This is a genomic window from Shinella granuli (assembly GCF_004341885.1).
Lineage (GTDB): Bacteria > Pseudomonadota > Alphaproteobacteria > Rhizobiales > Rhizobiaceae > Shinella > Shinella granuli.
This window is the reverse complement of the sequence record NZ_SLVX01000006.1, coordinates 187,009-209,127: the sequence shown is the minus strand read 5'-3', so window position 1 is coordinate 209,127 and position 22,119 is coordinate 187,009. Positions and strand designations below refer to the sequence as shown.

The following is a 22,119-nucleotide window of genomic DNA, read 5'->3' as shown; positions in this document are numbered from 1 at the left end:
GCTCGGCGCGCGGTTTTGTGCGCGTTAGCCGTCCGTTAACCATGTTTGGCTCACCATGGTCGCTTGCGCAGGCGCGAAATCGACCAGGAGCCTCCATGAACCCGAAGCATCTTTCCGGCCTCGCCGCCCTTCTCTTGCTGGCGGCCCTGCCCTTTCCCGCCACCGCGGCCAGCGTGGAGCCGTGGAAGAAGCCGGAAAACGCCATCGTCATCGATGCCTATGAACTGAACGAGATCGACTGGTCGGAAATGCTCTCCGACACGCGCATCGCCGGCTTCATCTCCAAGGCCTCCGACGGCCTGCCGGAAAGCTTCAGTTGCAAGGGCGAGCATGGCGGCGACACGGTGGCGCATTGCAAGACCATGTGGCGCAAATATGCGGTGAGCCGCGAGCTCTACCAGACGCGCCGGCTGCTTGCACGCTCGAAGGGGCTGCTGTGGGGCGCCTATCACCTCGCCCGGCCGGGCAATCCGGTCGACCAGGCCAATCATTTCCTCGACTATGCCAATCCGCAGGACGACGAGATGATGGTGCTGGACATCGAAGGCATCGATCCCGACGCCTACATGTCACTGGAGGATGCCCAGGTCTTCGCCGGCCATATCAGGACGCGCACGGGCCGCTACCCGGTGCTCTACACCAACCATTCGACCGCCCAGCACATCGCGCTCAACCGCGACAAGTACCGCATCCTCTCGCGCCTGCCGCTCTGGTACGCCCGCTACAAGCCCGGCATCGAGGGCGCCTTCCCGATGGGCAACTGGGACAATTACGCGCTCTGGCAATTCTCCGCCGGCGTCAACTGCTCGAAGCGGCGCTGCCCCTACCGGGTGAAGGGCGCGCTGACCGATATCGACGTCAACGTGGCGCCGATGACGAAGGCGGCGCTCGGCAAGGCCTGGGCCTTCGGCGAACTTCTGCCGGAAAAGCCCTTCGAGCCCGTCGACGAGATGCTCACCGCCTCCATCCCGGCGGGCGGCGCCTTCAAGGCCACGGTGACGGCCGAAGCCGAAGCCGGCACCGGGGCGCAGACGGCCGGCGCCGTCACGCTCGCCTCAGGTGCGGTGGCCTCGTTTCCCGTCGCCGTGACGGCGGAGGTCCGCGCCGGCATCATGGCGAAGGGCACCGCGACCACCACGCTCGGCCGCCGCCTGGTCGAGGTCACGCCGCTGAACTACCAGGATTTCTGAGGTCCCGCTCCTACGCCTCGATCTGCACGTCCCCGATGGGCCGCGAGCAGCAGGCGAGGATGTAGCCCTCCTCGATCTCGTCGTCGAGGATGCCGCCATTGTGGCGCATGTCCACCTCGCCCGAAACCTTCATGACCCGGCAGGTGCCGCAAAGGCCACCCTCGCAGGCCGCGCCGATGCGCACGCCCGCAGCGCGCGCCGTCTGCAGGATCGTCTGGCCGGGCGGGCATTGGGCGTCCTTGCCGGCCATGGTGAAGGTCACGGTAGAAACGGCGTTGGCATCGATCTCCTGCTCGCCGGCGCCCGCGCGGATGGCGATCGCCTCCGGGGCGGGCGCATTGGCCGGCTGGAAGCTCTCCTCGTGGTAGCGGTCCATGTTGAAGCCGCAGACCTTCAGCATGTCGCGCACGCCGCGCATGAAGGGCTCCGGGCCGCAGCAGAAGACGGTGCGGTCGCGGAAATCGGGCGCGAGCAGCGAGAGGCGCGCTGCATCGATCCGGCCACGCAGGCCATGCCAGCCGTCGCGCGGATTGTGCCCCTCGACGACGAAGCCGAGCGCAAGGTTCGGCATCTGGGCGGCGAGGCATTCGAGTTCCGCCTTGAACAAGAGGTCCTCGGGCTTGCGGGCACAGGTGATGAAGGCGACATCGGACTGCGGCGCGCAATCCGACATCCAGCGCGTCATGGACATCATCGGCGTGACACCGGAACCCGCCGAGATGAAGAGGTACTTTTCGGCGGGATAGCGCACGAGGGAGAAGTCGCCGAGCGGGCCAAAGGCCTTCAGACGCATGCCGGGGCGCAGGGTGTCGAACATCCAGCGCGTGCCGATCGAACCCTTCTGCGCCTTCACCGTCACGGAAACGGAGAAGGGCCGCGAGGGCGTCGAGGAGAGCGTATAGGTCCGCATGACGGGTTCGTCTTCCGACACCGGCAGTTCCAGCGTGACGAACTGGCCCGGCAGGTAGCGGAACCAGTTGTCGCGATCGGAGCGGAAGGTGAAGGTCATCACATCCGATGTCTCCACCGTGGCGGCGATGCATTCCAGCATGTGCTGGCGGTCGTTCCACGGATGAAGCTCGTCGAAGTGGCGGAAATGGCTGGCGATCGTCATGTCAGGCCACCCGCGAGAGCGGCTTTTTGGCGCCGTCGAGCCGGTCGATCATGAAATTCGCGTACCATTCGACGAACTGCATGACGCCGCCCTCGTCCTCCGGCGAATAGGGGCCGGGCTGGTAGGCTGGGGAGCGGATGCCGAAGGCGTTTTCCTCGACGATGCGGCGGTCCTGGTCGTTGGTTTCGGTCCAGACATGGGTAAGCTCGTCGAGGCGGTAATCGACGCCCTCGACGGCATCCTTGTTGACGAGCCACTTGGTCGTGACCTGCGTCAGCTCGGGGCCGAGCGGCAGCACGCGGAAGGTGATGGCGTGGTCGGCGAGCACGTGGTTCCACGTCGTCGGGTAGTGGAACAGCAGGAGCGTGCCGATATGGTTTTCCAGGACATCGTTGGAGAGCGGTCGCTGGACGGCGCGGGCACCGGACATGGTGTAGCTTTCGGCCTCCTGGATGAGCGGCATGCGCGCGGCGCGGAACTGGCCGGTCGGCGACATGCGGAATTCGCTCGGCAGGCCCGCCGCCTCGCATTTTTCCCAGTGCGCGGCGATGACAGGATCGTCCTTGGCGCCCTGCACGCCGGTGGCGCTCGGGGCTTCCGGATAGGTGCGGCAGAGTTCGGGATGGTTGGCGGCGCAATGGTAGCACTCGCGGTTGTTCTCCCAGACGAGCTTCCAGTTGCCCTTCTCGACGATCGTGCTTTCGAAGGCGACCTTCGTCTCGCCGAGGCGGTGGCGGGCGAGATAGGGCTCGACCAGCGCGCGGAAGGCGGAGAAATCCGGCGCCTCGTCGGCAAGGCAGATGAAGATATAGCCGCCGACGGTCTCGCAGTGCACGCGCTTCAGGCCGTGCTGGCTCTTGTCGAAATCCTCGGCCATGTGACGGGCGAAGAGCAGCGAGCCGTCCAGTTCGTAGGTCCACTGGTGATAGGGACAGACGAGCTTTGCGGAGGATCCCCGGTGCTGCGTGCAGACGCGCGAGCCGCGGTGGCGGCAGGAATTGTGCAGGGCGCGCACGGTGCCTGTGCGGTCGCGGGTGATGACGACGGGATAGTCGCCGACCTGCACGGTGAAATAGTTGCCGGCCTTCGGGATCTCGCAGTCATGGCCGATGAACAGCCAGTCGCGATACCAGATCGTCTCCAGGTCCAGCTTGTAATGGTCGGGGTCGATGTAGAAGGCCTGCTCGAGGCTGTGGCCCTCGCGCCGGTTCTTGAGCTTGCGGAGCACGTCGCTGCTGATGTCCATGCCGGATCCTCGATATCAAATTGGGGATGAGGCGCACGGAAGGAGACGGCATCCGGGCGCGGGGGCGCACGGACTGCACGCTTCCCGGCCGCCCGCCGCAGCCAGTCACGATCACACCCAAGGCTGGTTTCCGGGCTCAGGAGCGTCCTTCCGGACCATCGCGGCGCCTTCCCGGACCTTTCCGTCCAGTGGCGTCTCGCCGCGCTTTTCTCCTCCACCGTTGCGGGGGCAGCGCCGGATTTCAACCGGCTTCCCAATTCTCCGCTCTTCGTCAGAACGGCACCTCGAGTGTTCTTATCTAAGCGCAAGATTCAGCAAACGACATGTCAGATAGCGACATGCCATTCCGATTTGACGACAGGAGACAAACGACGTCCGGCAAGATGATCACGGTTGTTACTGCATATATTTCAATCAATTATGCCAAAATAACAGGCACCAAAGCCACGCCAGGGGCAACCTGGCGGGCGCGCCGACACAATTGTCATATTGCGACCCATCCGAAACATGCGGAAAAAGAGGGAGCGGCCCGGCAAGGAATGTTTAACGCCGTTTCCATAAACTTCACCGCATCGGGGCGTGAGGATGGAGTGCCGGCGCGTGCAGCAAACCAAGTTCCGTTATTACGACGCGGTCGCCTACAAGCGCGCGAACCAGCCGAAACCGGCCGTCCATACCGAGTTCCTGCGCACCGGCCGCATCGACCGGAACACAAGCTGGAGCCCGAGCGAGAAGCGATATCTCAGCTACCAGGAGGTGGCCGAGCGCACCGGCCGCAAGCTGGAGAATGCCGGGAATGTCACGCATGACCGCATCAACGGCTTCCATCAGTCGATCCGCTTTCCCAAGCTGATCTTCCACCGCACGCTCGCCCGGACGCCGCATCTCGGCTATTGCCACATCACCGTCGCCAATTCCCGCTTCGCGGAATTCAAGAATGTGCAATGGGCCTTCTACATGGCCAATTTCTTCGCCGAGATCGGCGAGGAGGAACAGTTCTTCGCCGATATCTCGAAGAAGGCGGGGCGCATGTATTTCGCCGTCGCCATCACGCCGGCCGAGGAGGAAGGCCGGCTGCAGATCGACCGCAAGGTGCGCGGCAACGGCGTGCTCTTCCGCACCGACGATCCGAAGCTCGCCATGAAGAACGTGCTGATGCTCGGCGCACGCGACGAGGCGCTGCGCAAGATCATCCGCGCGCTCTAGGCTCCCTCCCCCTCCATCAGGCGGGCCGGTAGATCAGCCATTCCTTGCCGGCCGGCACCTCGTCGCCGCGGCCGTAGACGACGATCTGGTCGCCGCCCGCGCTGCGTGCCTCCGCCAGCGCGCGCTCGCAGGCCGCGGAAAGGTCGAGCGCGCTGTCGGCGCTCTCCGTCATGCACACGCCCGCCGATAGCGTCAGGCGGCCGAGATTGCGGCCGGTGCGCGGATCGCGCAGCGCCACCGTCTGGAAGGCGGCGCGCAGGAGGTCGATCAGCCGCGTCACCTCGCCTGCATCGGCGGTGTGGAACACGAAGCCGAAGCGCAGGCCGTCGAAGCGCACGGCAAGCTCGCCGGCCGGGAAGGCCTGGCGGATGAGGCCGCCATAGAAGGTGACGAGATGGTCCGACAGGGCCTCGATCTGGCCGGGCGAGAAGCGACGCTCGGCATCCACCTCGGCAATGGCGACGCCGCAGAGCATCGGCAGATCGGGATTGGCGTAGACGCGGGCGAGCGCCTTGTTGAAGGCGCGGCGGTTGCCGAGCTTGGTCGGCGGATCGATGAACTTCATCGCCTCGAACTCCGCCATCTCCTTCTGGATGCCGTCCATGACGGCCGATTGCGCGGCAACCTTCTCCGCCATTTCCGCCGTGTGGGTGACGCGCAGTTCCGTCGCGCGCTGCAGCGCCTCCAGCGAGGAGCCGAGCGCGCCCTCCCCGAGGCTGCCGGCATCGCGGATGACCTGCGAGGCCTCGCCGATCAGGCGGCCGTAATCCGACAGCGAGGTGCGCTCCTGGCTGAGCAGGTCCATGAAATTGGCCATCTCGTTACTGATGGCGCCGGCCGAGCGCTGCAGCACGCCTGCCTCGTGGTGGTGCGGCAGGTATTTGCGGCCGAGTTCGTCGAGCGCGGCTTGCGTCTTGTATTTGCCGAGCGCGATGAAGTCGCGCACCAGATCGGGATTGCAGCCGGCATAGGCCTCGTAGACCAGCTCGTAATTGCGCGGCAGCCCGTCTATGCCCATCTGCTTCATGGCCGTTGCGACGCGCAAGGCGATGTCGGTCGTCGAGGATTTCTTGTGCGCCATCATTGCGAACCTGCTGCTGGATCTTTCAACCTTCCATAGCAGCCACCGCTTTCGGCCGATCTAATCCGGTCGCTCGCATTTTAGGCAATCGGCGACCCTTGGCTTTTGCCGGAAAAGCCCTGTAAAGGAAGCCCCGACAAGGAAGGGCGACATGGCGGACATCGTGGATACGCGGACGGATGCGGAGGCGGCGCTGGCACGGGCCTGCGAGGCGCTCGGTCGGGGCGTGCCGGTCGCCATTCCCACCGAGACGGTCTACGGCCTTGCCGCCGACGCCACCAACCCGCTGGCCATCACCCGCATCTACGAGATGAAGGGCCGGCCGCGCTTCAATCCGCTGATCTGCCACATGGCGGACCTTGCCATGGCGGAGGAGCACGCGGTCTTCGATCCGCTGTCGCGCATGATCGCCGAGGCCTTCTGGCCGGGGCCGCTGACGCTCGTGCTGCCGATCCGGCCGGAAAGCGCCATCCACCCGCTTGCCCGCGCCGGGCTCGACACGATCGGCATCCGCGTGCCCAAGGGCTTTGCCAGCCGGCTGCTGTCGGCCTTCGGCCGGCCGCTCGCCGCACCCAGCGCCAACACCTCCGGCCGCATCAGCCCGACCACCGCCCGGCACGTCGCCGAGGATTTCGGCGCGAAGCTGGAGCTGGTTCTGGATGCGGGGCCGGCCGTCGTGGGGCTCGAATCCACCATCATCAAGGTCGAGGGCGAGACGATCCGGCTGCTCAGGCCGGGCGGACTGGATGCCGCCGAGGTCGAGCGCGTCACCGGCCGGCCGGTCCTTCGCAACGAAAAGGCAGGCGCCGCGATCGAGGCACCGGGCATGCTCGCCTCGCATTACGCGCCCGATGCGCCGGTGCGGCTCGATGCGCGCGACGTGGCGCCCGGCGAGGTGCTGATCCGCTTCGGCGGCACGGCGCTGCCCGGCGAGGCCGATGCGGCGCTGGTGCTGGACCTCAGCCCCAGCGGCGACCTCGCGGAGGCGGCCGCCAATCTCTTCGGCTACATGAAACAGGCGGATGCGACCGGCGCCCGCTCCATCGCCTTCGCACCAATCCCCTCCCGCGGCCTCGGCGAGGCGATCAACGACCGCCTGCAGCGCGCCGCCGCGCCGCGCGGCTAGGCGCGCCGAAACGAAGTGGGTTCTTCCGTCCCGGAGAGCGCCCGGGCCGCATCGCGACCGCTCCATACGCCCCTGCCCTCTTGATTTCGGGCATGCCGTTGGCGCAAAACCGCTGCATACCTTTGCGCGCCAAATTCAGGCGTTTCCACACCGTTTCCGACTCAGGCCGTCCGCCCCTTGCGACACGGCGCCAACGAGGACAGAGCCATGATCCAGGCGACGCTTTCCCCCGACCTCATCGACCGCTTCGCCGCCATCACCGGCCCGGCTCATGCGCTCACCGCGGAAAGCGACATCGCGCCCTATCTCGTCGAAAGCCGGGGGCTCTATCACGGCACCTCGCCGCTCGTGCTGCGGCCGGGCTCCGTCGAGGAGGTCTCGAAGATCCTGGCGCTCGCCACCGAGACGCGCACGGCCATCGTGCCGCAGGGCGGCAATACGGGCCATGTCGGGGGCGCGGCGCCGCGCGAGGGGGCGATGGATGTCGTGCTGTCGCTCTCCCGGCTCAACCGCATCCGCGACATCGATCCGGTCGGCAATGTCGTCGTCGCCGACAGCGGCTGCGTGCTCGCGGAGATCCAGAAGGCGGCGGAGGCGGTGGACCGGCTGTTCCCGCTGTCGCTCGGCTCGGAAGGCTCCTGCCAGATCGGCGGCAACCTTTCCACCAATGCCGGCGGCACGGCGGTGCTCGCCTATGGCAACATGCGCCAGCTCTGCCTCGGCCTCGAAGTCGTGCTGCCGACGGGCGAGGTCTGGAACGGCCTGCGCCGGCTGAAGAAGGACAATACGGGCTATGACCTGCGCGATCTCTTCATCGGCGCGGAAGGCACGCTCGGCGTCATCACCGGCGCGGTGCTGAAACTCTTCCCGCGGCCGCTCGGCCACGAGGTAGCCTTCGCCGGACTGAAATCCGTCGCGGATGCGCTCACCCTCTTCGAGCGCGCCTCCAGCCGCTGCGGCACCGCGCTGACCGGCTTTGAACTCATGCCGCGGCTCGGCGTCGACTTCACCACGCGGCACATTCCGGGCGTGCGCGACCCGCTCGCCAGCCGGCACGACTGGTACGTGCTGGTCGACATCTCGACATCGGACGCGCCGGAGACCGCGGCGCGCATGATGGAGGCGCTGCTGGCCGAGGGCATCGAGGCGGGGCTCGTCGACGATGCGGTGATCGCCGCCAGCGAGGAGCAGCGCCGGGCGCTCTGGCACATGCGCGAGAGCATGTCGCCGGCGCAGAAGCCGGAGGGCGGCTCGATCAAGCACGACGTCTCGGTGCCGGTCTCGGCCATTCCGGCCTTCATGGCGGAGGCGGACGCGGCGGTCATGAAGGCCATAGACGGCGCGCGCATCTGCTCCTTCGGCCATATGGGCGACGGCAACATCCACTACAACATCTCCCAGCCCGTCGGCGCCGACACGGCGGCCTTCCTCGGCCGCTGGCGCGAGATCAACGATCTCGTGCACGGCATCGTGCTGCGTTATGGCGGGTCGATCTCCGCCGAGCACGGCATCGGCCAGTTGAAGCGCGACGAGCTCGCGGCGGTGCGCGCCCCGATCGAGATGGACCTGATGGCAAGGGTCAAGCGCGCCTTCGACCCCGCCGGCATCATGAATCCCGGCAAGGTCGTCAGGGGTTAGAGCATTTTCGCTTTTCTTCGATTCGCGAAAACGCTCTATCTGTTTGTTTAACGCAATTCCGGACGCAAAACCGCGTCGCACCTTTGCTGGAATTGCTCCAAGCGATCAGCCGCCGGTGCGAAGCTGCGCCAGCGACAGCATGAGATCGGCGCTGATGCCGGCGGAGCCGGAATTGGTGAGCACCGAGAGCGCGGGATCCATCGTGCTCTGGTTTTCAAGGTCATAGAGCACGGAGAACTTCACGATCATCTTGGAGACCTTCTCCGGATCCTGCAGGTCCTTCAGGTCGAGATAGCGCTCGATCATGTCGGCCTGGGCGTCGACATCCGCGCTCGCGATCTCGTCGGGCAACTGGAAGAGCACCTTGAAGACCTCGAACAGCGCGTCGTCGGCCAGAAGGTCGTAGGGGCTGGAAACCGTTTCCGCCTTGCGCTCGAAATAGAGCGCCAGGCGCACGCCAGCATTGTCGTTGCCGGCATCCTCCTCCAGCTTCTGGCGCACATAGCTGTCGATCGTCTGGTAGATGCCGCGGCGCGACTGGATCTCCGCATCGTCCTGCCGCTCGACCAGCCCTTCGGTATTGAAGTTGAACGAGGCGACGATCTTGCGGTAGGCGCGGTCGGGCTGCTGGTTGACGAAACTGTCGGGATCGTCGAGATCGGAGGTAAAGATCTTGGCCATGAACTCGGCATCGACGCTTTTCGGGTCGACGCCGTTCGCCGTCAGCACGAAGGCGACGAGGCGCGCGTCGGAGAGGAATTCCTTGACGCTGTCGACCTTCTGCATCTGGAGGGAGTAATATTTCACCTCCTCCTCCGCCAACTTCTTGTCATCTTCCGTTCCGAAACGGGATTTCGCCGTCACATAGGCGCGCGACATGACGAGGATTTCGGATTCGGACTGTGCCAGCTTCGGGGCCGTGATATTGCCGTCCGACCCGAAATTGAACGCCTTGGCGAATTCGACGAAGCGCTCGTCGCCGAGCTGGTACACATAGCTCTTCGGGTCGTTGAGGTCGCTCTTCAGCACGTTCTTGATCGTCAGGGCCGAGACCTTGGCCGGATCGAAGCCGTAGGCCTTCAACGCGAAGTCGTAGAGGCTCGCCTCGCCCACGAAGTCGCTCACGGTCTTCACCGCGCCGATCTGGCTCTTGAAGCGCTTGATGGCCAGTGCGTCCGCCTCGTCGTCCTTGTCATTGTAGCGGTTCATGTAACTGCTGGCGACCGTCGCGGTCTGGGCGGCGGTCTGTGGCGCATCGCCGGGCGCCAGCGTGCCGTCCTCCTGGAAGTTGAAGGCGGCGCGCAGGGCGAAATAGGCCTCCTTGTCCGCCCCGCCGAACTTGTTGATGTAGCTGTCGGGGTTGTCCGGGTCGGGATCGCTGGTCAGGATGTTGGTGATGGTCGAGCTGACGATCGACAGCTTGTCGAGGCCGAAGGCCACCTTGACATAGCTGACGAGGCGCGGATCGGCGGCCAGCTCGCTCGCCGTCGTGATGCTTCCGATCCGGCTTTCGAAATACTCCTTGTGGATCAGCGCGGCGGCCGTCGTCGCGCGCGGATTGGAGAGCGTGTAGAGCTCCGTCGTGCCGGTCTTCTGGCCGGCGTTCTGCACCGTGCCGGCAACGGCCGTGCCGTCGGCGGCGAAATTGAAGGCGCTGGCGAGCGTGCCGTATTTCTCGGCACTGGCGATGACGGCCCTCTGGCGGGCGATCTCGGCCTTCAACTGGGCGATGCGGGCCGCATTGGCGGCGTTGGGTTCGAGCGTCGCCAATTCGTCATTGGCATCCTGGATGGCGGCCTGGGCGGCCGTCGCCCTGGCGCCGAACTGCGTGTTGAAATAGCTGCCCGGGTCGTCGAGGTCGCTCGTCAGCACGCCGCGGATCGTCTGGCGCGACCAAGTCGACGGATCGATGCCGAAGGCCGTGAAGACGTAGCTGCGCAGCCGGTCGTTGTTCAGGAGCTGGTCGACGCTCGTCACCGTGTCGATGACGGCATTGTAGTAGCGCGTCTCCTCCTTGATCGCCGCGCCGGCATTGGCGACAGTCGCCGAATAGAGGCCGATGATCTCGTCGAGCTGCACCTCGGTCTGCGCCGAGGCGGTGGACGCCTCGAAGCTGAAGGCGGTGGCGAACTCGCGGTAGCGCGAATCCGTCAGGAGGTTGACGAAGCTGCTCGCGTCCGACGGGTCGCTTTCCAGCACCTTGCGCATGAAGGCCGTGGCATAGGTCATGTCCTCCAGGCCGTAGGCCTTCATGGCGTAGGAATAGAGCCGGTAGTCGTCGAGGAACGCGTCGACGCTGGTCACCTTGCCGATGTTTTCCCTGTAATACGCAGCCTCGCGCGCGGTGATCGTCTCGCTCGCGGTGCGGTCCAGCGACACCAGCATGTCACGCGCGATGAGGTTGTAGCTCGTATAGGTGGACAGCATCGGGGAATCTCTTTCGACAATGCGGGCGGGCCGATCGGGGCCCACTCTCGCGCGCGAGGCTTGTCCCGGCCTGTCGAAGGCGTTCACCTCTCCTAAACCCTAGCCCGTGCGGTTTTGCTAACCATCAGGAACTGCAAAGTTTTCTTAACCGCGATTTTTAAGCGGCTCGGAAGGGGGGGCGCCTATTCTCGCCCTCAGAGGACGAAAAGTCCCGATGAGAAGACCGGACACCGGCTCTCAAGGAAAACAAGGGCGAAAGACATGCTGAATACCGTTTCCAAGCCGGCCTGGGCCGGCACCACGCTCCGGCTCGATCCCAAGCGCTTTCCGCAGCAGGTGACATTCGAGCTGCGCGCCGAGGGAACCGACGCCACCATCACGCTCGACGAACGCGGCGCCGTGCTGCGCAAGGTCCTGCCCGCAAGCGGCCTGCCGCTCTCGATCGCCCTGCCGGCCCGCGCCTTCAAGGGCGTCGCCGCGCGCGCCATCGACCATGGCAACGGCGAGGTCACCGTCACCCTCGAACTGCATCACGACGATCCGGACCTGTGCATCCCGCTGCTCGTGGCGCATGACCTGTGCGACATCGCCGCCGACTGGCGCAGCTGGGCCGATGCCTATCGCATCCCCATGCTGATGGTCGAGGCCGACGGCATCGCCCGGCCGCTCGACGACAACCTGACGGTCGGCAGCCGCCCCGCCAAGCCGCGCCGCCGCCACTCCTACTTCGCCGACCGCCGCCCGCGCTTCCTCGTGCGCCGCACCACGGGCAAGCTCGGCGTGCAGATGAAGATCGACGGACAGGAGATCATCGCCCGGCGCTGAGCGACGAAGACATGACCTCCGAAAAGCCGGCCGTTCCCTGCGGCCGGCTTTTTCGTGCGCCCGCGCCTGTTCCCCCGGGAACACTTTTCCCGCCCCCGGCATGGGAAACAGCGTTCGACACACCGGGTTCGTTACCTGGGAACGCGAAGCAAGGGACAGATCAGATGGCAAAGTTCTTCACCACCCTCCTCGGCCGCATCCGCACCCTCGACAGCGCGACCGTCGAGCGCGCCCGCCCGCCGCGCCGCGGCTTCGAGATCGCCCTCCACCCGACGACGCTGCGGCGCGGCGAAGACCGCCCGCAGACCGGCTCGCGCGGGCCGCGGCACCGCTGATCAGGCGAACGGGATGGCGATGGTGAGCGCGAGGAAGAGGCAGAGGCCGACGATGCCGTTGAACTTGAAGAGCGCCAGGCACTGTTCCGGATCGTCGATGTCGAGCGTGGCGATCTGCCAGGCAAGCATGACGGCCGCCACGCCGAGGCCAAGCCAGGCGACGATGCCGATGCCGGCAAGCCAGAAGGAGAGCGCGACCAGCGCGACCGTCAGGCCGTAGAGGCCGATGAGCCACCCGGCGGTCTTCTCGCCGAAGAGCCGCGCGGTGGAGCGCACGCCGATCAGCGCGTCGTCCTCCTTGTCCTGATGGGCGTAGATCGTGTCGTAGCCGATGGTCCAGGCGATGGCGGCGATGTAGAGCGCCAGCGAGGCGGCCGACACCTCGGAAAACTCCGCCGCCCAGCCCATCAGCGCGCCCCAGGAAAAGGCCATGCCGAGGAAGAATTGCGGCCAGTCGGTAAAACGCTTCGCGAAAGGGTAGATCGCGACGATCGCCAGCGAGGCGATGCCCAGCACGATGGTGAAGAGGTTGAACTGCAACAGCACGACGAGGCCGACGAGCGCCTGCAGTGCCATGAAGATCTTCGCCTGCCGGCGCGTGACGCGGCCCGACGGCAGCGGGCGCGAGCGGGTGCGGGCCACCGCCTGGTCGATCTCGTGGTCGACGAGGTCGTTATAGGTGCAGCCGGCGCCGCGCATCGCGACGGCCCCGACGAAGAAGAGGAAGAGCTGCGTGACGAAGCGCGCAAGATCGAAGGTGCCGATCGCCGCCGAGACATTGGCCGCCAGTGCCGTCGACCAGAGGCAGGGCAGCAACAGCAGTTGCCAGCCGATCGGCCGGTCCCAGCGGGCGAGCTGCGCATAGGGCCAGGCCGCGCGCGGCAGCACGCGGTAGACCCAGTTTCGGGACGGCGCGTCGGCGACGCGGCCGGAATCGGAGGGAGAGCTGATCATGCCCCTAGATCGCAAGCCGCCCGGCGCGGGTCAAGCCGGCACCGCACCGCGGAGCGCCCGCGCGTGCCGAAAGGATCTACGGCAGCGTGAAATCGAACCGGTAGGTGGCGGAAAGGCCGATCAGCACCTGGTCGCGGTCGCCGCGCTGCCTGACGAGGCTGGACTTGGCCGCATCGCCGACGAGGCGCTTGTATTCGGCAAAGGCGCTCGTCTCGATCTTCTCGTTGACCTGCCAGGTGATCGCCGCACCCGCGCCGACCGAGTGGATGCCGCCGTCGGGATCGTAGGCGGAAAGGCCGGACTTGGCGACCTGGTTCGGCTTCACGCCGTAATAGGTGTCCATGTAGTCGTTCGAGGCGACCGTCAGGCGCGGGCCGGCCGAGACGCGCACGTCCGGGCGCACATCGACGAAGGCATCCGCCGCGATATCGGCGACGATGCCGTCATGGCTGCGGATGCCGTGGCGCACCTCGCCGCGCACGCGCAGCCAGTCCGTCGGATAGGCTTCGGCAAAGGCGCCGAGCTCGCCGCCGAACTTCACCGGCGTCAGGCCGCGCAGGTCCTTCGAATCGTCCTTGTCGCGCGGCATGACCAGCTTGCCGGTCGCGCCGGCGCGAAAGCCGCCATTGTCGATCAGCGCGAAGGACGGGTTGTCGTTGCGCGAGGAGAAGCGGACGGTGCTGCCCGCCTTGCCGAGCGAGATCATCGGCGTGACCTGGAACAGGTACTTTTTCGCCCCCTCGTAGCGCGGCGCGGCGAAGCCGGCTGCGCCGACCTTCAGATACCAGTCGCCGGACCAGAAATAGCCGCCCTCGCCGGCACGGGCGGAAACGGGCGCAAAAAGCAGGGCGGCCGCAGTCATTGCGGTCGAGACACGGATACGCAAAACACAATCCTCGCTTCACCGGCAGGCCCGCCGCGGGCTGCCGAAACCTTTGATTGCGTGAACATTAGCCGCGTTTCATTACCGCTTTGCTAACCATCCGGCGGGACGGCACGCGGAACGAATCGGCCGGGCCGGCGTTCTTCGGGGAACGAACAAGGAGTTTCCCGATGACCGTCAGCACGATGGAACTGAAGCTGCAGGCAATCCGCAACGACACCGGCCTTTCCCGCAAGGAGAAGATCGCCAAGCTGGAAAAGCTGCGCACCGAAGCCCGCGCCCTCCAGCGCGCCGCCACCGAGAGCGCCATGGTGGAGGATGACGGCTGGTACGAGGACGTGCACCTGATCGACACGGAGCTGGAGACCCTCGGCCGTACCGTCGAAGAAAAGGGCGCTGCCACGCTGTAGGGGGCAGTACCGTACCCATTCGTGGTGGCCCCTCATCCCGCTGCCGCGACCTTCTCCCCGCAAGCGGGGCGAAGGGGAGGATGGAACCGGTTTCCCGACCCATCGAACCGCAGGGATCGGGGAATACGGCCTCCTCTTCCTTCTCCTCAACTTGCCTTCCCTCCGCTTGCGGGGAGACGGTTGCTGCCCGCCAGCCCGGCATTATCCCGTCCTTGCGCGCTCCCGCGACCTACAGCCCTTGACCTTTCAGCCCCGTCCCCTTAACCCGCCAGCAACGAAGGACGGATCGAGGGTATGGGCATGAAGGTTCTGTTGATCGGATCGGGCGGACGCGAGCACGCCCTTGCCTGGAAGCTGGCGCAGTCCCCCCTCCTCGAAACGCTCTTTGCCGCCCCCGGCAATCCGGGCATCGCCGACTGCGCGACGCTCGTCGCGCTCGATATCGACGACCATGCGGCCGTCGCCGCCTTCTGCAAGGAGAACGGCGTCACCTTCGTGGTGGTCGGGCCGGAAGCCCCGCTGGTCGCGGGCATGGCGGACGTGCTGCGCGCTGCCGGCATCGACGTCTTCGGCCCCTCGGCCGCCGCCGCCCAGCTTGAAGGCTCCAAGGGCTTCACCAAGGACCTCTGCGCAAAATACGACATCCCTACCGGCGCCTACCAGCGCTTCACCGATGCGGCCGCCGCGAAGGCCTATGTCGAGCGCGAGGGCGCGCCGATTGTCATCAAGGCGGACGGGCTTGCCGCCGGCAAGGGCGTGACGGTCGCCATGACGCTTGACGAGGCGCTGGCCGCCGTGGACGACTGCTTCGACGGCGCCTTCGGCGCGGCCGGGGCGGAAGTCGTGGTGGAGGCCTTCCTCGACGGCGAGGAGGCAAGCTTCTTCTGCCTGTGCGACGGCGCGAACGCCCTGCCGCTCGCCTCTGCCCAGGACCACAAGCGCGTCGGCGACGGCGACACCGGCCCCAATACCGGCGGCATGGGCGCCTACTCGCCCGCCCCCGTCATGACGCCCGACATGGTCGCGCGCACCATGAAGGAGATCATCGAGCCGACGATCCGCGGCATGGCGGCCGACGGCCACGCCTTCCAGGGCGTGCTCTTCGCCGGGCTGATGATCACCGCCAAGGGGCCTGAACTCATCGAATACAATGTGCGGTTCGGCGATCCGGAATGCCAGGTGCTGATGATGCGGCTCGAAAGCGACCTGCTGCCGATCCTGCATGCGGCCGCAACCGGCAGGCTCGACACGGTTTCCGCCACCTGGCGCGATGCCGCGGCACTCACCGTCGTCATGGCCTCGAAGGGCTATCCCGGCGCCTACGAGAAGAACACGCCGATCCGCGCGCTGCCGGCCGACGATGCGGCCAGCAAGGTGTTTCATGCCGGCACAGCCCTGAAGGACGGCCAGTTGGTGGCGACCGGCGGGCGCGTGCTCAACGTCACGGCCGTCGCCCCGACCGTCGCGGAGGCGCAAAAGGCGGCCTATCAGGCGCTCGACCGGGTCGAATGGGACAACGGCTTCTGCCGCCGCGACATCGGCTGGCGCGCCGTCGCCCGCGAAAAGGCGTGAGGCCCTGCGCGAAAAACGCCGGATCGCTCAAATTTTACCAATTCGCCTGACGGGACCGTAACCGGCCGGCGCTATTCTCCCTCCAACCATAAGGGAGAACCGTTGATGCGTACCCTGCTGCCGACCTTTGCCTTCCTGCTTCTTGCCGCCCCCGCCCTTGCCGGTTCGATCGAGCCCGTTGCCAGTGCGTCGTCCGAGGGTTCGAGCATTTCGGCAATCCGCTGCGACGACTGCCCGGCGCTGAAGCCGAAGTCGAAATCCGCCGCCTACCATGTCGACGCCATCGAGCCCGGTACGCAGAAGGTGGAGATCCGCGAGGAAAACGGCGAGCGCAAGATCTTCCGCACGGAAGCCTGGATGGGCGGCTCGCCGGTGCTCTTCGTCAGCAAGGCGCCGGTGGAAGCCCATCAGGCCGCCGAGGCGGAAAAGCCGGCGGACGCAGATGCCACCGCCGTGGAAACCGTCGATGCCGGCGCCCGCACGAGCGCGCTCGACGAGACCGCTGCCGGCAAGACGGCAACGGCCGGCATGGTCCCTTCACGGGAGTTTGATCCGGCAGGGTTTGAACTTCGGGTCAACTGACCCCATATTGGAAGCGCCCTGCCTCTCAGTCCCTCCAGGCTGACAGGAATCCGCGAAAGCGGACGTTTTGCGCCCCTGACCTCAAGCAGGGGCGCAAGCGTATCAGCAACTCTCCCCGAGATCGCCGACCAGCCGATCGACCTCCCTATCGGAATAGACCGCGATGCCGCCGCGCCGCAAGAGCGCCGCCGTCACCCCCTGCCCCGCATGCCGGATGCCTGAAAACGTGCCGTCATAGACGAAGGCGGAGCCGCAGGACGGGCTGCCGTCGATGAGCAGCGCATGCCGGCAGCCATTTTCCCGCGCCACGTCGAGCGCGATGCGCGCGCCCGCGATATAGGCCGCCGAAACATCCCCGCCCGATACTTCCAGCACCCGCGCCCGCCCGTCGAGCACGTCCTCGCCGTCAAGCCCGCTCTCGATCTCCGCCGGCGGCCGCGGCACCTGGAAGCCGCCCGAAAGCTCCGGACAAAGCGTCACCAGCCGCCCCGCCGCCCGCCACCGCTCGACCGCCCCATGGACAAGCGGCCTGGCCGAACCGTTATAGCGCACCGGCAGGCCGGCAAGGCAGGCGCTGATGAGGATCCTTGCGGCCATTACCGCCCTTCCCTTACCCCGCGATCTTCGAGAAATCCGAGACCGTGCCGGTGGCGGCGCGGATGGCGGAGAGCAGGGCGAGGCGGTTGGCGCGGATGGCGGGATCCTCGTCGTTGACCAGCACGTCGTTGAAGAACTGGTCGACCGGGGCGCGCAGCGTGGAGAGGGCCTCCATGGCGGAGCGGAAGTCTTCCTTGGCGACGGCGGCGGCAGCGTCCTTCGTCGCGATCTCGACGGCGGCATGGAGGGCCTTTTCGGCATCGAGCAGGAGAAGATCGGCCGAGACGGCGCCTTCGACGACAGTGCCCTTCTTCTCCTCGGCGGCGAGAAGCTGCGTGGCGCGCTTGGTGCCGGCGAGCAGGTTCTGGCCCTCTTCCGAGGTGATGAAGGCCGTCAGCGCCTCGACGCGGCGCGCGACCATCAGGAGATCGTCGGCCTCGGGCGTCAGCACGGCGTCGATCAGGTCGTGGCGCGCGCCCATGTCGCGGAGATAGACCTTCAGGCGATCGTGGAAGAAGGCGACGAGGTCCGGATCCTTCGCGACGGAGGCGAGCGGCAGGCGGATGTTCTTTTCGAGCAGCATGCGGATGACGCCGAGGGCAGCGCGGCGCAGCGCATAGGGATCCTTCGAGCCGGTCGGCTTCTCGTCGATGGCCCAGAAGCCGATCAGCGTGTCCAGCTTGTCGGCGAGCGCGACGGTAAGGCCGACCTTGCCCGCAGGCACGCGGTCGGAGGGGCCCTGCGGCTTGTAATGATCCTCGATCGCCTCGGCCACCGCGGCGTCCTCGCCCTGGAGCCCGGCATATTTGCGGCCCATGATGCCCTGGAGTTCCGGGAATTCGCCGACGGCCTCGGTGCGCAGGTCCGCCTTGGCGAGCACCACGGCCCGGTCGACGAGCGCCGCATCGGCGCCGATGACGGGGGCAAGTTCGCCTGCAAGCTTGCGGATGCGCTCGACGCGGGCGCCCTGGGTGCCCAGCTTGGCATGGAAGGTGACGTTCAGCGCATCGAGCTTGGCCATGCGCTGGTCGAGCGGCTTCTTCAGGTCGAGGCCGAACTTTTCGGCGGAGGCCTTCAGCGTGTCGAGGTCCGGCAGGTCGCCCTGGTCGCGCAGCCAGAAGTGCTTGGCATCCGACAGGCGGGCGCGCACGACCTTGCCATTGCCGTGCACGATCTCCTTGCCGCCATCCTTCGCCTCGATGTTGGAGACGAGGATGAAGTGGTTGGAGAGCGTTTCGGCGCCCGGCTTGCGGGTGACGAAGCATTTCTGGTTCGTCTTGATGGTGAGGCGGATGATTTCCGAGGGGATCGCCAGGAACTCTTCCTCGAAGGTGCCCATCAGCACCTGCGGCCATTCGACGAGGCCGGAAACCTCTTCCAAGAGGCCCTCGTCCTCGACCAGTTCGAGGCCGTTCGCAAAGGCGATGTTGTTCGCGTCCGTCGCGATGATCTGCTTGCGGCGCTCGGCGTCGAGCACGACCCTGGCCTTCTCCAGATTGGCGACATAGTCCTCGAAGCGGCGCACGGTGATCGCGCCTGGCGCATGGAAGCGGTGGCCGTAAGTGACATTGCCGGCGACGAGCCCGCCGACTTCGAAGGGCACGACCCGGGTTTCCTCGGTCTCCGAACCGAAGGTGCAGACAATGGATTGCAGCGGGCGGACCCATTGCAGCGAACCGGGCCTGGCGGAAGCCGCACCGGAGCGCATCGGCTTCGGCCAGGGGAAGTTGCGGATGATGCCGGGCATCACCTCGGCGATGATCTCGTCGGCCGGGCGGCCCGGCTTGACGATATGGGCGACGTAGAAATCGCCCTTCTTCGGGTCCGAATGGACATGGGCTTCGGAGACAGAGGCAAGGCCCGCCTTCCGCAGGAAGCCCTGGATCGCCTGCTCGGGCGCCGAGGTCGCCGGGCCCTTGATGTCCTCGCGCACGTCGCTCGAGCGGGCGTTGAGGCCGCGGATGTCGAGTGTCAGGCGGCGCGGCGTCCAGTATTCGCGTGCGCCCTCATAGGTCAGGCCCGCATCCACCAGCGCGTCCGTGACGAGCTTCTTCAGGTCGCCCGCAGCCTTCCGCTGCATGCGGGCGGGGATTTCCTCGGAGCGGAGTTCAAGCAGAAGATCGGGCATGGGGGTCACTGACTGATGGATTTTTCGACTGGCGGGGACTTAGCAAGCCTCAAGCCAAATGTCATCCGTCCAAACCCGAAAAGTCGGGCTGACGCGCCGATCGTCTACCAGCCGCCGCCGCCACCGCCGCCACCGCCGCCCCCGGAGGAGCCGCCACCGCCGCCGGAGGAGAAACCGGAGGACGAGCTTTTCGGCGGATCCGGCAGGGAGGCGGTCATGGTGCCCGCCATGGAGCCGGCAAAGCCGCCCATGCGATCGGAGAAGCGGCCGGAGGAAAAGCCGTCGCCGTGATACCAGGCGGGCTGGTAGGCGGCCGCGGCAGCACCGGCCGCCGCGGCGGCGGCGAGCCAGCGGTCGAAGGTTTCCGACCAGGGTTTTTCGACGCCGAGCGCCACGGCATAGGGCAAGAGGGTCTCGTAGTGGCGCGGCGACATTTCCAGCGCGCCGGCCATGTTCATGCGGTCCTTCTCGGCGAGCGTCAGGTATTGGCGCAGGCCCTCGATGCCGTCCATCATCCTGCGGCCGAGGGGCGTGGGCGCGCCCATCAGGAAGAAGAAGACGAGATTGGTGACGACGATGCCGCCGACGGCGGCAAAGAGCGGCATCTGGCCGGCGGCCGCGCTGGTGAGGAACAGCGTGACGAGGACACCGCCGAAGACTGTCAGGAGAACGAAGCCGACGAAGGCGATCATCACGACGGCGAGGATGCGCGCGCCGAGCGTTTTCGCCCGCCGGAAGTTCTGCCCGAGCGCCAGCGCGAAGATCGACACGAAGACCGAGGCGAAGACGGGCAGGATGACGAGCACGATGCCCTCCTCCGGCAGCGAGCCGAAGATCAGGAGGGCCGCAAGGCAGGCGAGCGACAGGAGGATGCCGCAGATCACCTGCGGCCAGTTGGCGAGGTAATATTTGTAGCGGTGCTCCTTTTCCATCGCCTGGCTGAAATCGTGGCCCAGCGTCTGCACGCGCTTGCCGTTCGACTTGTCGATGATGAAGGTGCTTCCCGCCGACCCCATGGTCTTCAGGAGGGTCGCCTCGCCCGTCGGCAGGGTCCCCTCGACCGGCTTTTCCGTCCGGGTGACGGTGATGGAGGTCTTCAGGTCCTTCAGCTCGACAAGGCCCTTGACGGCAAGATTGAGAAAGGCGGCGGAGATTGCCGTCCAGCCCCGCCCGCCGAACCCCTTCTCGTCGATATAGTTGACGAGCGCCGGCGATATGCCCTCCGGCGCATCCCAGCGCGGCACGATGACGCCGCGCGGCGGGTCGCGGCCGACGGAGAGCCAGGCCCAGAGATAATAGCCGACGACCAGCGCGAGGCCGCCGAAGGCGAGGAAGAGGTTGCGGTTGTCCTTGAGGAACAGCGCGCGCTCTTCCGCCGCCGTCGGCCGGTCGATGCTGCCGGCCGGCATTTTCACGCCGATCGTCAGGCCCTCGTTCGGTCCGAGCGCGCGCGTCGTCTCGAAGGTCGCCCGGTTGCCCTGGTTTTCGCCGCGCGCATCCTTGCCCGTGGCACCGAGCGGGCCGGTGAAGACGGTCAGTTCCTCCGCCCGCACGCCCTGCGGCAGCGTCACCGTCGCCGTCGCCTGCTCGATCGGGAAGGCCCATTCGGTGCCGGTGACGTTCCAGAAGAGTTCGTCATGCGTGTCGAAGAAGCGGATCTGCCGCGTCGTCTCGTAGGTCAGGCGATAGGCGTGGAAGCCCGGATCGATGAGCACGTCGGCCGAGCCGAAATAGATGCGGATGCCGCGGCGGATGGTTTCCGTGCGATAGGGCTCCGGCCGCCCGTCGCGCTCGACACCAAGGATCTTGAAGCCCACCTCGCGCTCCCGCCCGCCGGCGTCGACGAAGGTGAGCGGGAAATCGCGATAGATGCCGCGGCGGATCCGGTTGCCCTCGGCATGGACGCGGATCGTCTCCGTCACGGTCAGGGTACCGTTCTTCGCGACAGCGATGTCGGAATGGTAGCGGTCGAAATACTCCTCCGCCCGGGCCGCGCCCCCGACCAGAAGGCAGAGCCACAGCGCCAGGAGAGCTGCAATCCGCGTCATGAAGGTCTCCGGCATTAGAGCATTTCCAGGAAAAGTGGATACCGGTTTTCCGTTCGGAAATGCGACAAAACGAACGTTCTAGAACTTTACGGTCGGCACGGCCCGGTCGGCCGGGTTCTCGATCTCGAAATAGGGCGCTTTGAGGAATTTGAAGAGGCTGGCGACGAGGTTCGAGGGGAAGCTCTCGACCTTCACGTTGAGATCGCGGGCGGCGCCGTTGTAGTAGCGGCGCGACATCTGAATCTCGCTTTCCAGCGTTTCAAGCGTTTCCTGCAGCTCGGCGAAGTTCTGGTTGGCCTTGAGGTCGGGATAGGCCTCGGCGAGCGCGAAGATGCGGCCGAGCGCCTGGCTGAGCAGGCCTTCGGCCTGGGCCCTGCCCGCGACGTCACCCGCCGGGACGGCTTGCGCCCGGTTGCGCAGCTCCACCACCTTTTCCAGCGTGTCCTTCTCGTGCGCGGCGTAGCCTTTCACGGTTTCGATGAGGTTGGGGATGAGGTCGGCGCGGCGCTTCAGTTGCACGTCGATGCCGGACCAGGCCTCCTCCTTCACCTGACGGGCTTTGACGAGGCCGTTGTAGAGAATGATGGCGTAGAGGACGACCACCGCCGCGATTGCCAGACCGATCATGAAAGTCTCCGCTCCTTCTTTGTCCCAGGCCCGACCTTAGCATTCGCATCGCCGCAGGAAAGCCCCCCGCGGGCTCCGAGGCCGCCTCCTTTCCTCAAGCAGAACGATCGCCCGCCGGCCCTGTCACCCC

Annotated in this window: 19 protein-coding genes and 1 riboswitch; of the genes, 9 read left to right on the top strand and 10 right to left on the bottom strand. The window is 66.4% G+C overall.

The annotated features are described in order from the left end of the window. Window positions 1-95: 95 nt before the first annotated feature. Window positions 96-1,190 (top strand): glycoside hydrolase family 25 protein, encoded by a 1,095-nt coding sequence (locus EV665_RS12615; protein ID WP_133034368.1) that lies wholly within the window; start codon window positions 96-98, stop codon window positions 1,188-1,190. A gap of 10 nt (window positions 1,191-1,200) precedes the next feature. Here the strand turns inward: EV665_RS12615 and EV665_RS12610 are convergent, their stop codons facing one another. Both EV665_RS12610 and EV665_RS12605 read right to left on the bottom strand, forming a co-directional pair. Then, window positions 1,201-2,304, bottom strand: coding sequence for an FAD-binding oxidoreductase (locus EV665_RS12610; protein WP_133034367.1), 1,104 nt, complete (start codon window positions 2,302-2,304; stop codon window positions 1,201-1,203). A 1-nt stretch (window position 2,305) separates the two neighbouring features. Continuing rightward, window positions 2,306-3,550 (bottom strand): aromatic ring-hydroxylating oxygenase subunit alpha, encoded by a 1,245-nt coding sequence (locus tag EV665_RS12605; RefSeq protein ID WP_133034366.1) that lies wholly within the window; start codon window positions 3,548-3,550, stop codon window positions 2,306-2,308. Between the two features lie 104 nt (window positions 3,551-3,654). Beyond that, window positions 3,655-3,852, bottom strand: a riboswitch (cobalamin riboswitch). 298 nt (window positions 3,853-4,150) lie between these two features. Between EV665_RS12605 and EV665_RS12600 the strand changes: the two genes are divergently transcribed. Then, the gene (locus EV665_RS12600; RefSeq protein WP_245507703.1) at window positions 4,151-4,756 is read left to right on the top strand and encodes a DUF6656 family protein; all 606 of its coding nucleotides are present in this window, start codon (window positions 4,151-4,153) and stop codon (window positions 4,754-4,756) included. Window positions 4,757-4,772: 16 nt separating this feature from the next. Here the strand turns inward: EV665_RS12600 and EV665_RS12595 are convergent, their stop codons facing one another. After that, complete coding sequence (locus tag EV665_RS12595; RefSeq protein ID WP_133034364.1) at window positions 4,773-5,840, bottom strand: diguanylate cyclase domain-containing protein; 1,068 nt, start codon at window positions 5,838-5,840, stop codon at window positions 4,773-4,775. Between the two features lie 148 nt (window positions 5,841-5,988). Here EV665_RS12595 and EV665_RS12590 point away from each other — a divergent pair, with 148 nt between their 5' ends. Together EV665_RS12590 and EV665_RS12585 are read left to right on the top strand one after the other, a co-directional pair. Then, complete coding sequence (locus tag EV665_RS12590) at window positions 5,989-6,963, top strand: L-threonylcarbamoyladenylate synthase (protein ID WP_133034363.1); 975 nt, start codon at window positions 5,989-5,991, stop codon at window positions 6,961-6,963. A gap of 207 nt (window positions 6,964-7,170) precedes the next feature. Beyond that, a complete protein-coding gene (locus EV665_RS12585; protein WP_133034362.1) occupies window positions 7,171-8,601 on the top strand; it encodes an FAD-binding oxidoreductase in 1,431 nt (476 codons plus the stop codon). A 105-nt stretch (window positions 8,602-8,706) separates the two neighbouring features. Here EV665_RS12585 and EV665_RS12580 read toward each other — a convergent pair whose 3' ends face one another. Next, window positions 8,707-11,028 (bottom strand): DUF1217 domain-containing protein, encoded by a 2,322-nt coding sequence (locus EV665_RS12580; RefSeq protein ID WP_064329257.1) that lies wholly within the window; start codon window positions 11,026-11,028, stop codon window positions 8,707-8,709. A 261-nt stretch (window positions 11,029-11,289) separates the two neighbouring features. On the opposite strand from EV665_RS12580, the gene EV665_RS12575 reads away from it, so the two are divergent. Continuing rightward, window positions 11,290-11,853 (top strand): DUF6101 family protein, encoded by a 564-nt coding sequence (locus EV665_RS12575; protein WP_064329256.1) that lies wholly within the window; start codon window positions 11,290-11,292, stop codon window positions 11,851-11,853. Between the two features lie 164 nt (window positions 11,854-12,017). Then, window positions 12,018-12,188 (top strand): hypothetical protein, encoded by a 171-nt coding sequence (locus EV665_RS32310; RefSeq protein WP_162853046.1) that lies wholly within the window; start codon window positions 12,018-12,020, stop codon window positions 12,186-12,188. Here the strand turns inward: EV665_RS32310 and ubiA are convergent, their stop codons facing one another. Both ubiA and EV665_RS12565 read right to left on the bottom strand, forming a co-directional pair. Then, entirely contained in the window at window positions 12,189-13,142 is a 954-nt protein-coding gene (ubiA, locus tag EV665_RS12570; RefSeq protein ID WP_133034361.1) for a 4-hydroxybenzoate octaprenyltransferase, read from the bottom strand. Window positions 13,143-13,218: 76 nt separating this feature from the next. Next, on the bottom strand, window positions 13,219-14,028 hold the full coding sequence (locus EV665_RS12565; RefSeq protein WP_371328586.1) for a MipA/OmpV family protein: 810 nt from the start codon (window positions 14,026-14,028) through the stop codon (window positions 13,219-13,221). Window positions 14,029-14,195: 167 nt separating this feature from the next. Between EV665_RS12565 and EV665_RS12560 the strand changes: the two genes are divergently transcribed. The 3 genes from EV665_RS12560 (at window position 14,196) to EV665_RS12550 (ending at window position 16,589) form a co-directional block, all read left to right on the top strand. Beyond that, window positions 14,196-14,435 carry a hypothetical protein gene (locus EV665_RS12560; protein WP_064329254.1) on the top strand — a complete coding sequence of 80 codons (240 nt, stop codon included), beginning with the start codon at window positions 14,196-14,198 and terminating at the stop codon, window positions 14,433-14,435. 300 nt (window positions 14,436-14,735) lie between these two features. Next, a complete protein-coding gene (purD, locus tag EV665_RS12555; protein WP_133034360.1) occupies window positions 14,736-16,007 on the top strand; it encodes a phosphoribosylamine--glycine ligase in 1,272 nt (423 codons plus the stop codon). A gap of 105 nt (window positions 16,008-16,112) precedes the next feature. Continuing rightward, complete coding sequence (locus EV665_RS12550) at window positions 16,113-16,589, top strand: plant virulence effector HPE1-like domain-containing protein (RefSeq protein WP_064329253.1); 477 nt, start codon at window positions 16,113-16,115, stop codon at window positions 16,587-16,589. A 102-nt stretch (window positions 16,590-16,691) separates the two neighbouring features. On the opposite strand, the gene EV665_RS12545 is transcribed toward EV665_RS12550, so the two are convergent. The 4 genes from EV665_RS12545 to EV665_RS12530 all read right to left on the bottom strand — a co-directional run bounded on the left by EV665_RS12545 (window position 16,692) and on the right by EV665_RS12530 (window position 21,989). Beyond that, window positions 16,692-17,186, bottom strand: a complete 495-nt coding sequence (locus tag EV665_RS12545) for a 2-thiouracil desulfurase family protein (RefSeq protein WP_133034359.1) — start codon at window positions 17,184-17,186, stop codon at window positions 16,692-16,694. Window positions 17,187-17,199: 13 nt separating this feature from the next. After that, window positions 17,200-19,314: a glycine--tRNA ligase subunit beta gene (glyS, locus tag EV665_RS12540; RefSeq protein ID WP_133034358.1), complete on the bottom strand. Its 2,115-nt coding sequence runs from the start codon at window positions 19,312-19,314 to the stop codon at window positions 17,200-17,202. A gap of 104 nt (window positions 19,315-19,418) precedes the next feature. Continuing rightward, a complete protein-coding gene (locus EV665_RS12535) occupies window positions 19,419-21,362 on the bottom strand; it encodes a DUF2207 domain-containing protein (RefSeq protein WP_133034357.1) in 1,944 nt (647 codons plus the stop codon). A 78-nt stretch (window positions 21,363-21,440) separates the two neighbouring features. After that, complete coding sequence (locus EV665_RS12530) at window positions 21,441-21,989, bottom strand: LemA family protein (RefSeq protein WP_064329251.1); 549 nt, start codon at window positions 21,987-21,989, stop codon at window positions 21,441-21,443. Between the last annotated feature and the right edge of the window lie 130 nt (window positions 21,990-22,119).

Coding starts and splice junctions, on each gene's coding strand:
- EV665_RS12615 (WP_133034368.1), top strand. CDS start 96: ATGAACCCGAAGCATCTTTCCGGCCTCGCCGCCCTTCTCTTGCTGGCG.
- EV665_RS12610 (WP_133034367.1), bottom strand. CDS start 2,304: ATGACGATCGCCAGCCATTTCCGCCACTTCGACGAGCTTCATCCGTGG.
- EV665_RS12605 (WP_133034366.1), bottom strand. CDS start 3,550: ATGGACATCAGCAGCGACGTGCTCCGCAAGCTCAAGAACCGGCGCGAG.
- EV665_RS12595 (WP_133034364.1), bottom strand. CDS start 5,840: ATGATGGCGCACAAGAAATCCTCGACGACCGACATCGCCTTGCGCGTC.
- EV665_RS12590 (WP_133034363.1), top strand. CDS start 5,989: ATGGCGGACATCGTGGATACGCGGACGGATGCGGAGGCGGCGCTGGCA.
- EV665_RS12585 (WP_133034362.1), top strand. CDS start 7,171: ATGATCCAGGCGACGCTTTCCCCCGACCTCATCGACCGCTTCGCCGCC.
- EV665_RS12580 (WP_064329257.1), bottom strand. CDS start 11,028: ATGCTGTCCACCTATACGAGCTACAACCTCATCGCGCGTGACATGCTG.
- EV665_RS12575 (WP_064329256.1), top strand. CDS start 11,290: ATGCTGAATACCGTTTCCAAGCCGGCCTGGGCCGGCACCACGCTCCGG.
- EV665_RS32310 (WP_162853046.1), top strand. CDS start 12,018: ATGGCAAAGTTCTTCACCACCCTCCTCGGCCGCATCCGCACCCTCGAC.
- ubiA (WP_133034361.1), bottom strand. CDS start 13,142: ATGATCAGCTCTCCCTCCGATTCCGGCCGCGTCGCCGACGCGCCGTCC.
- EV665_RS12560 (WP_064329254.1), top strand. CDS start 14,196: ATGACCGTCAGCACGATGGAACTGAAGCTGCAGGCAATCCGCAACGAC.
- purD (WP_133034360.1), top strand. CDS start 14,736: ATGAAGGTTCTGTTGATCGGATCGGGCGGACGCGAGCACGCCCTTGCC.
- EV665_RS12550 (WP_064329253.1), top strand. CDS start 16,113: ATGCGTACCCTGCTGCCGACCTTTGCCTTCCTGCTTCTTGCCGCCCCC.
- EV665_RS12545 (WP_133034359.1), bottom strand. CDS start 17,186: ATGGCCGCAAGGATCCTCATCAGCGCCTGCCTTGCCGGCCTGCCGGTG.
- glyS (WP_133034358.1), bottom strand. CDS start 19,314: ATGCCCGATCTTCTGCTTGAACTCCGCTCCGAGGAAATCCCCGCCCGC.
- EV665_RS12535 (WP_133034357.1), bottom strand. CDS start 21,362: ATGACGCGGATTGCAGCTCTCCTGGCGCTGTGGCTCTGCCTTCTGGTC.
- EV665_RS12530 (WP_064329251.1), bottom strand. CDS start 21,989: ATGATCGGTCTGGCAATCGCGGCGGTGGTCGTCCTCTACGCCATCATT.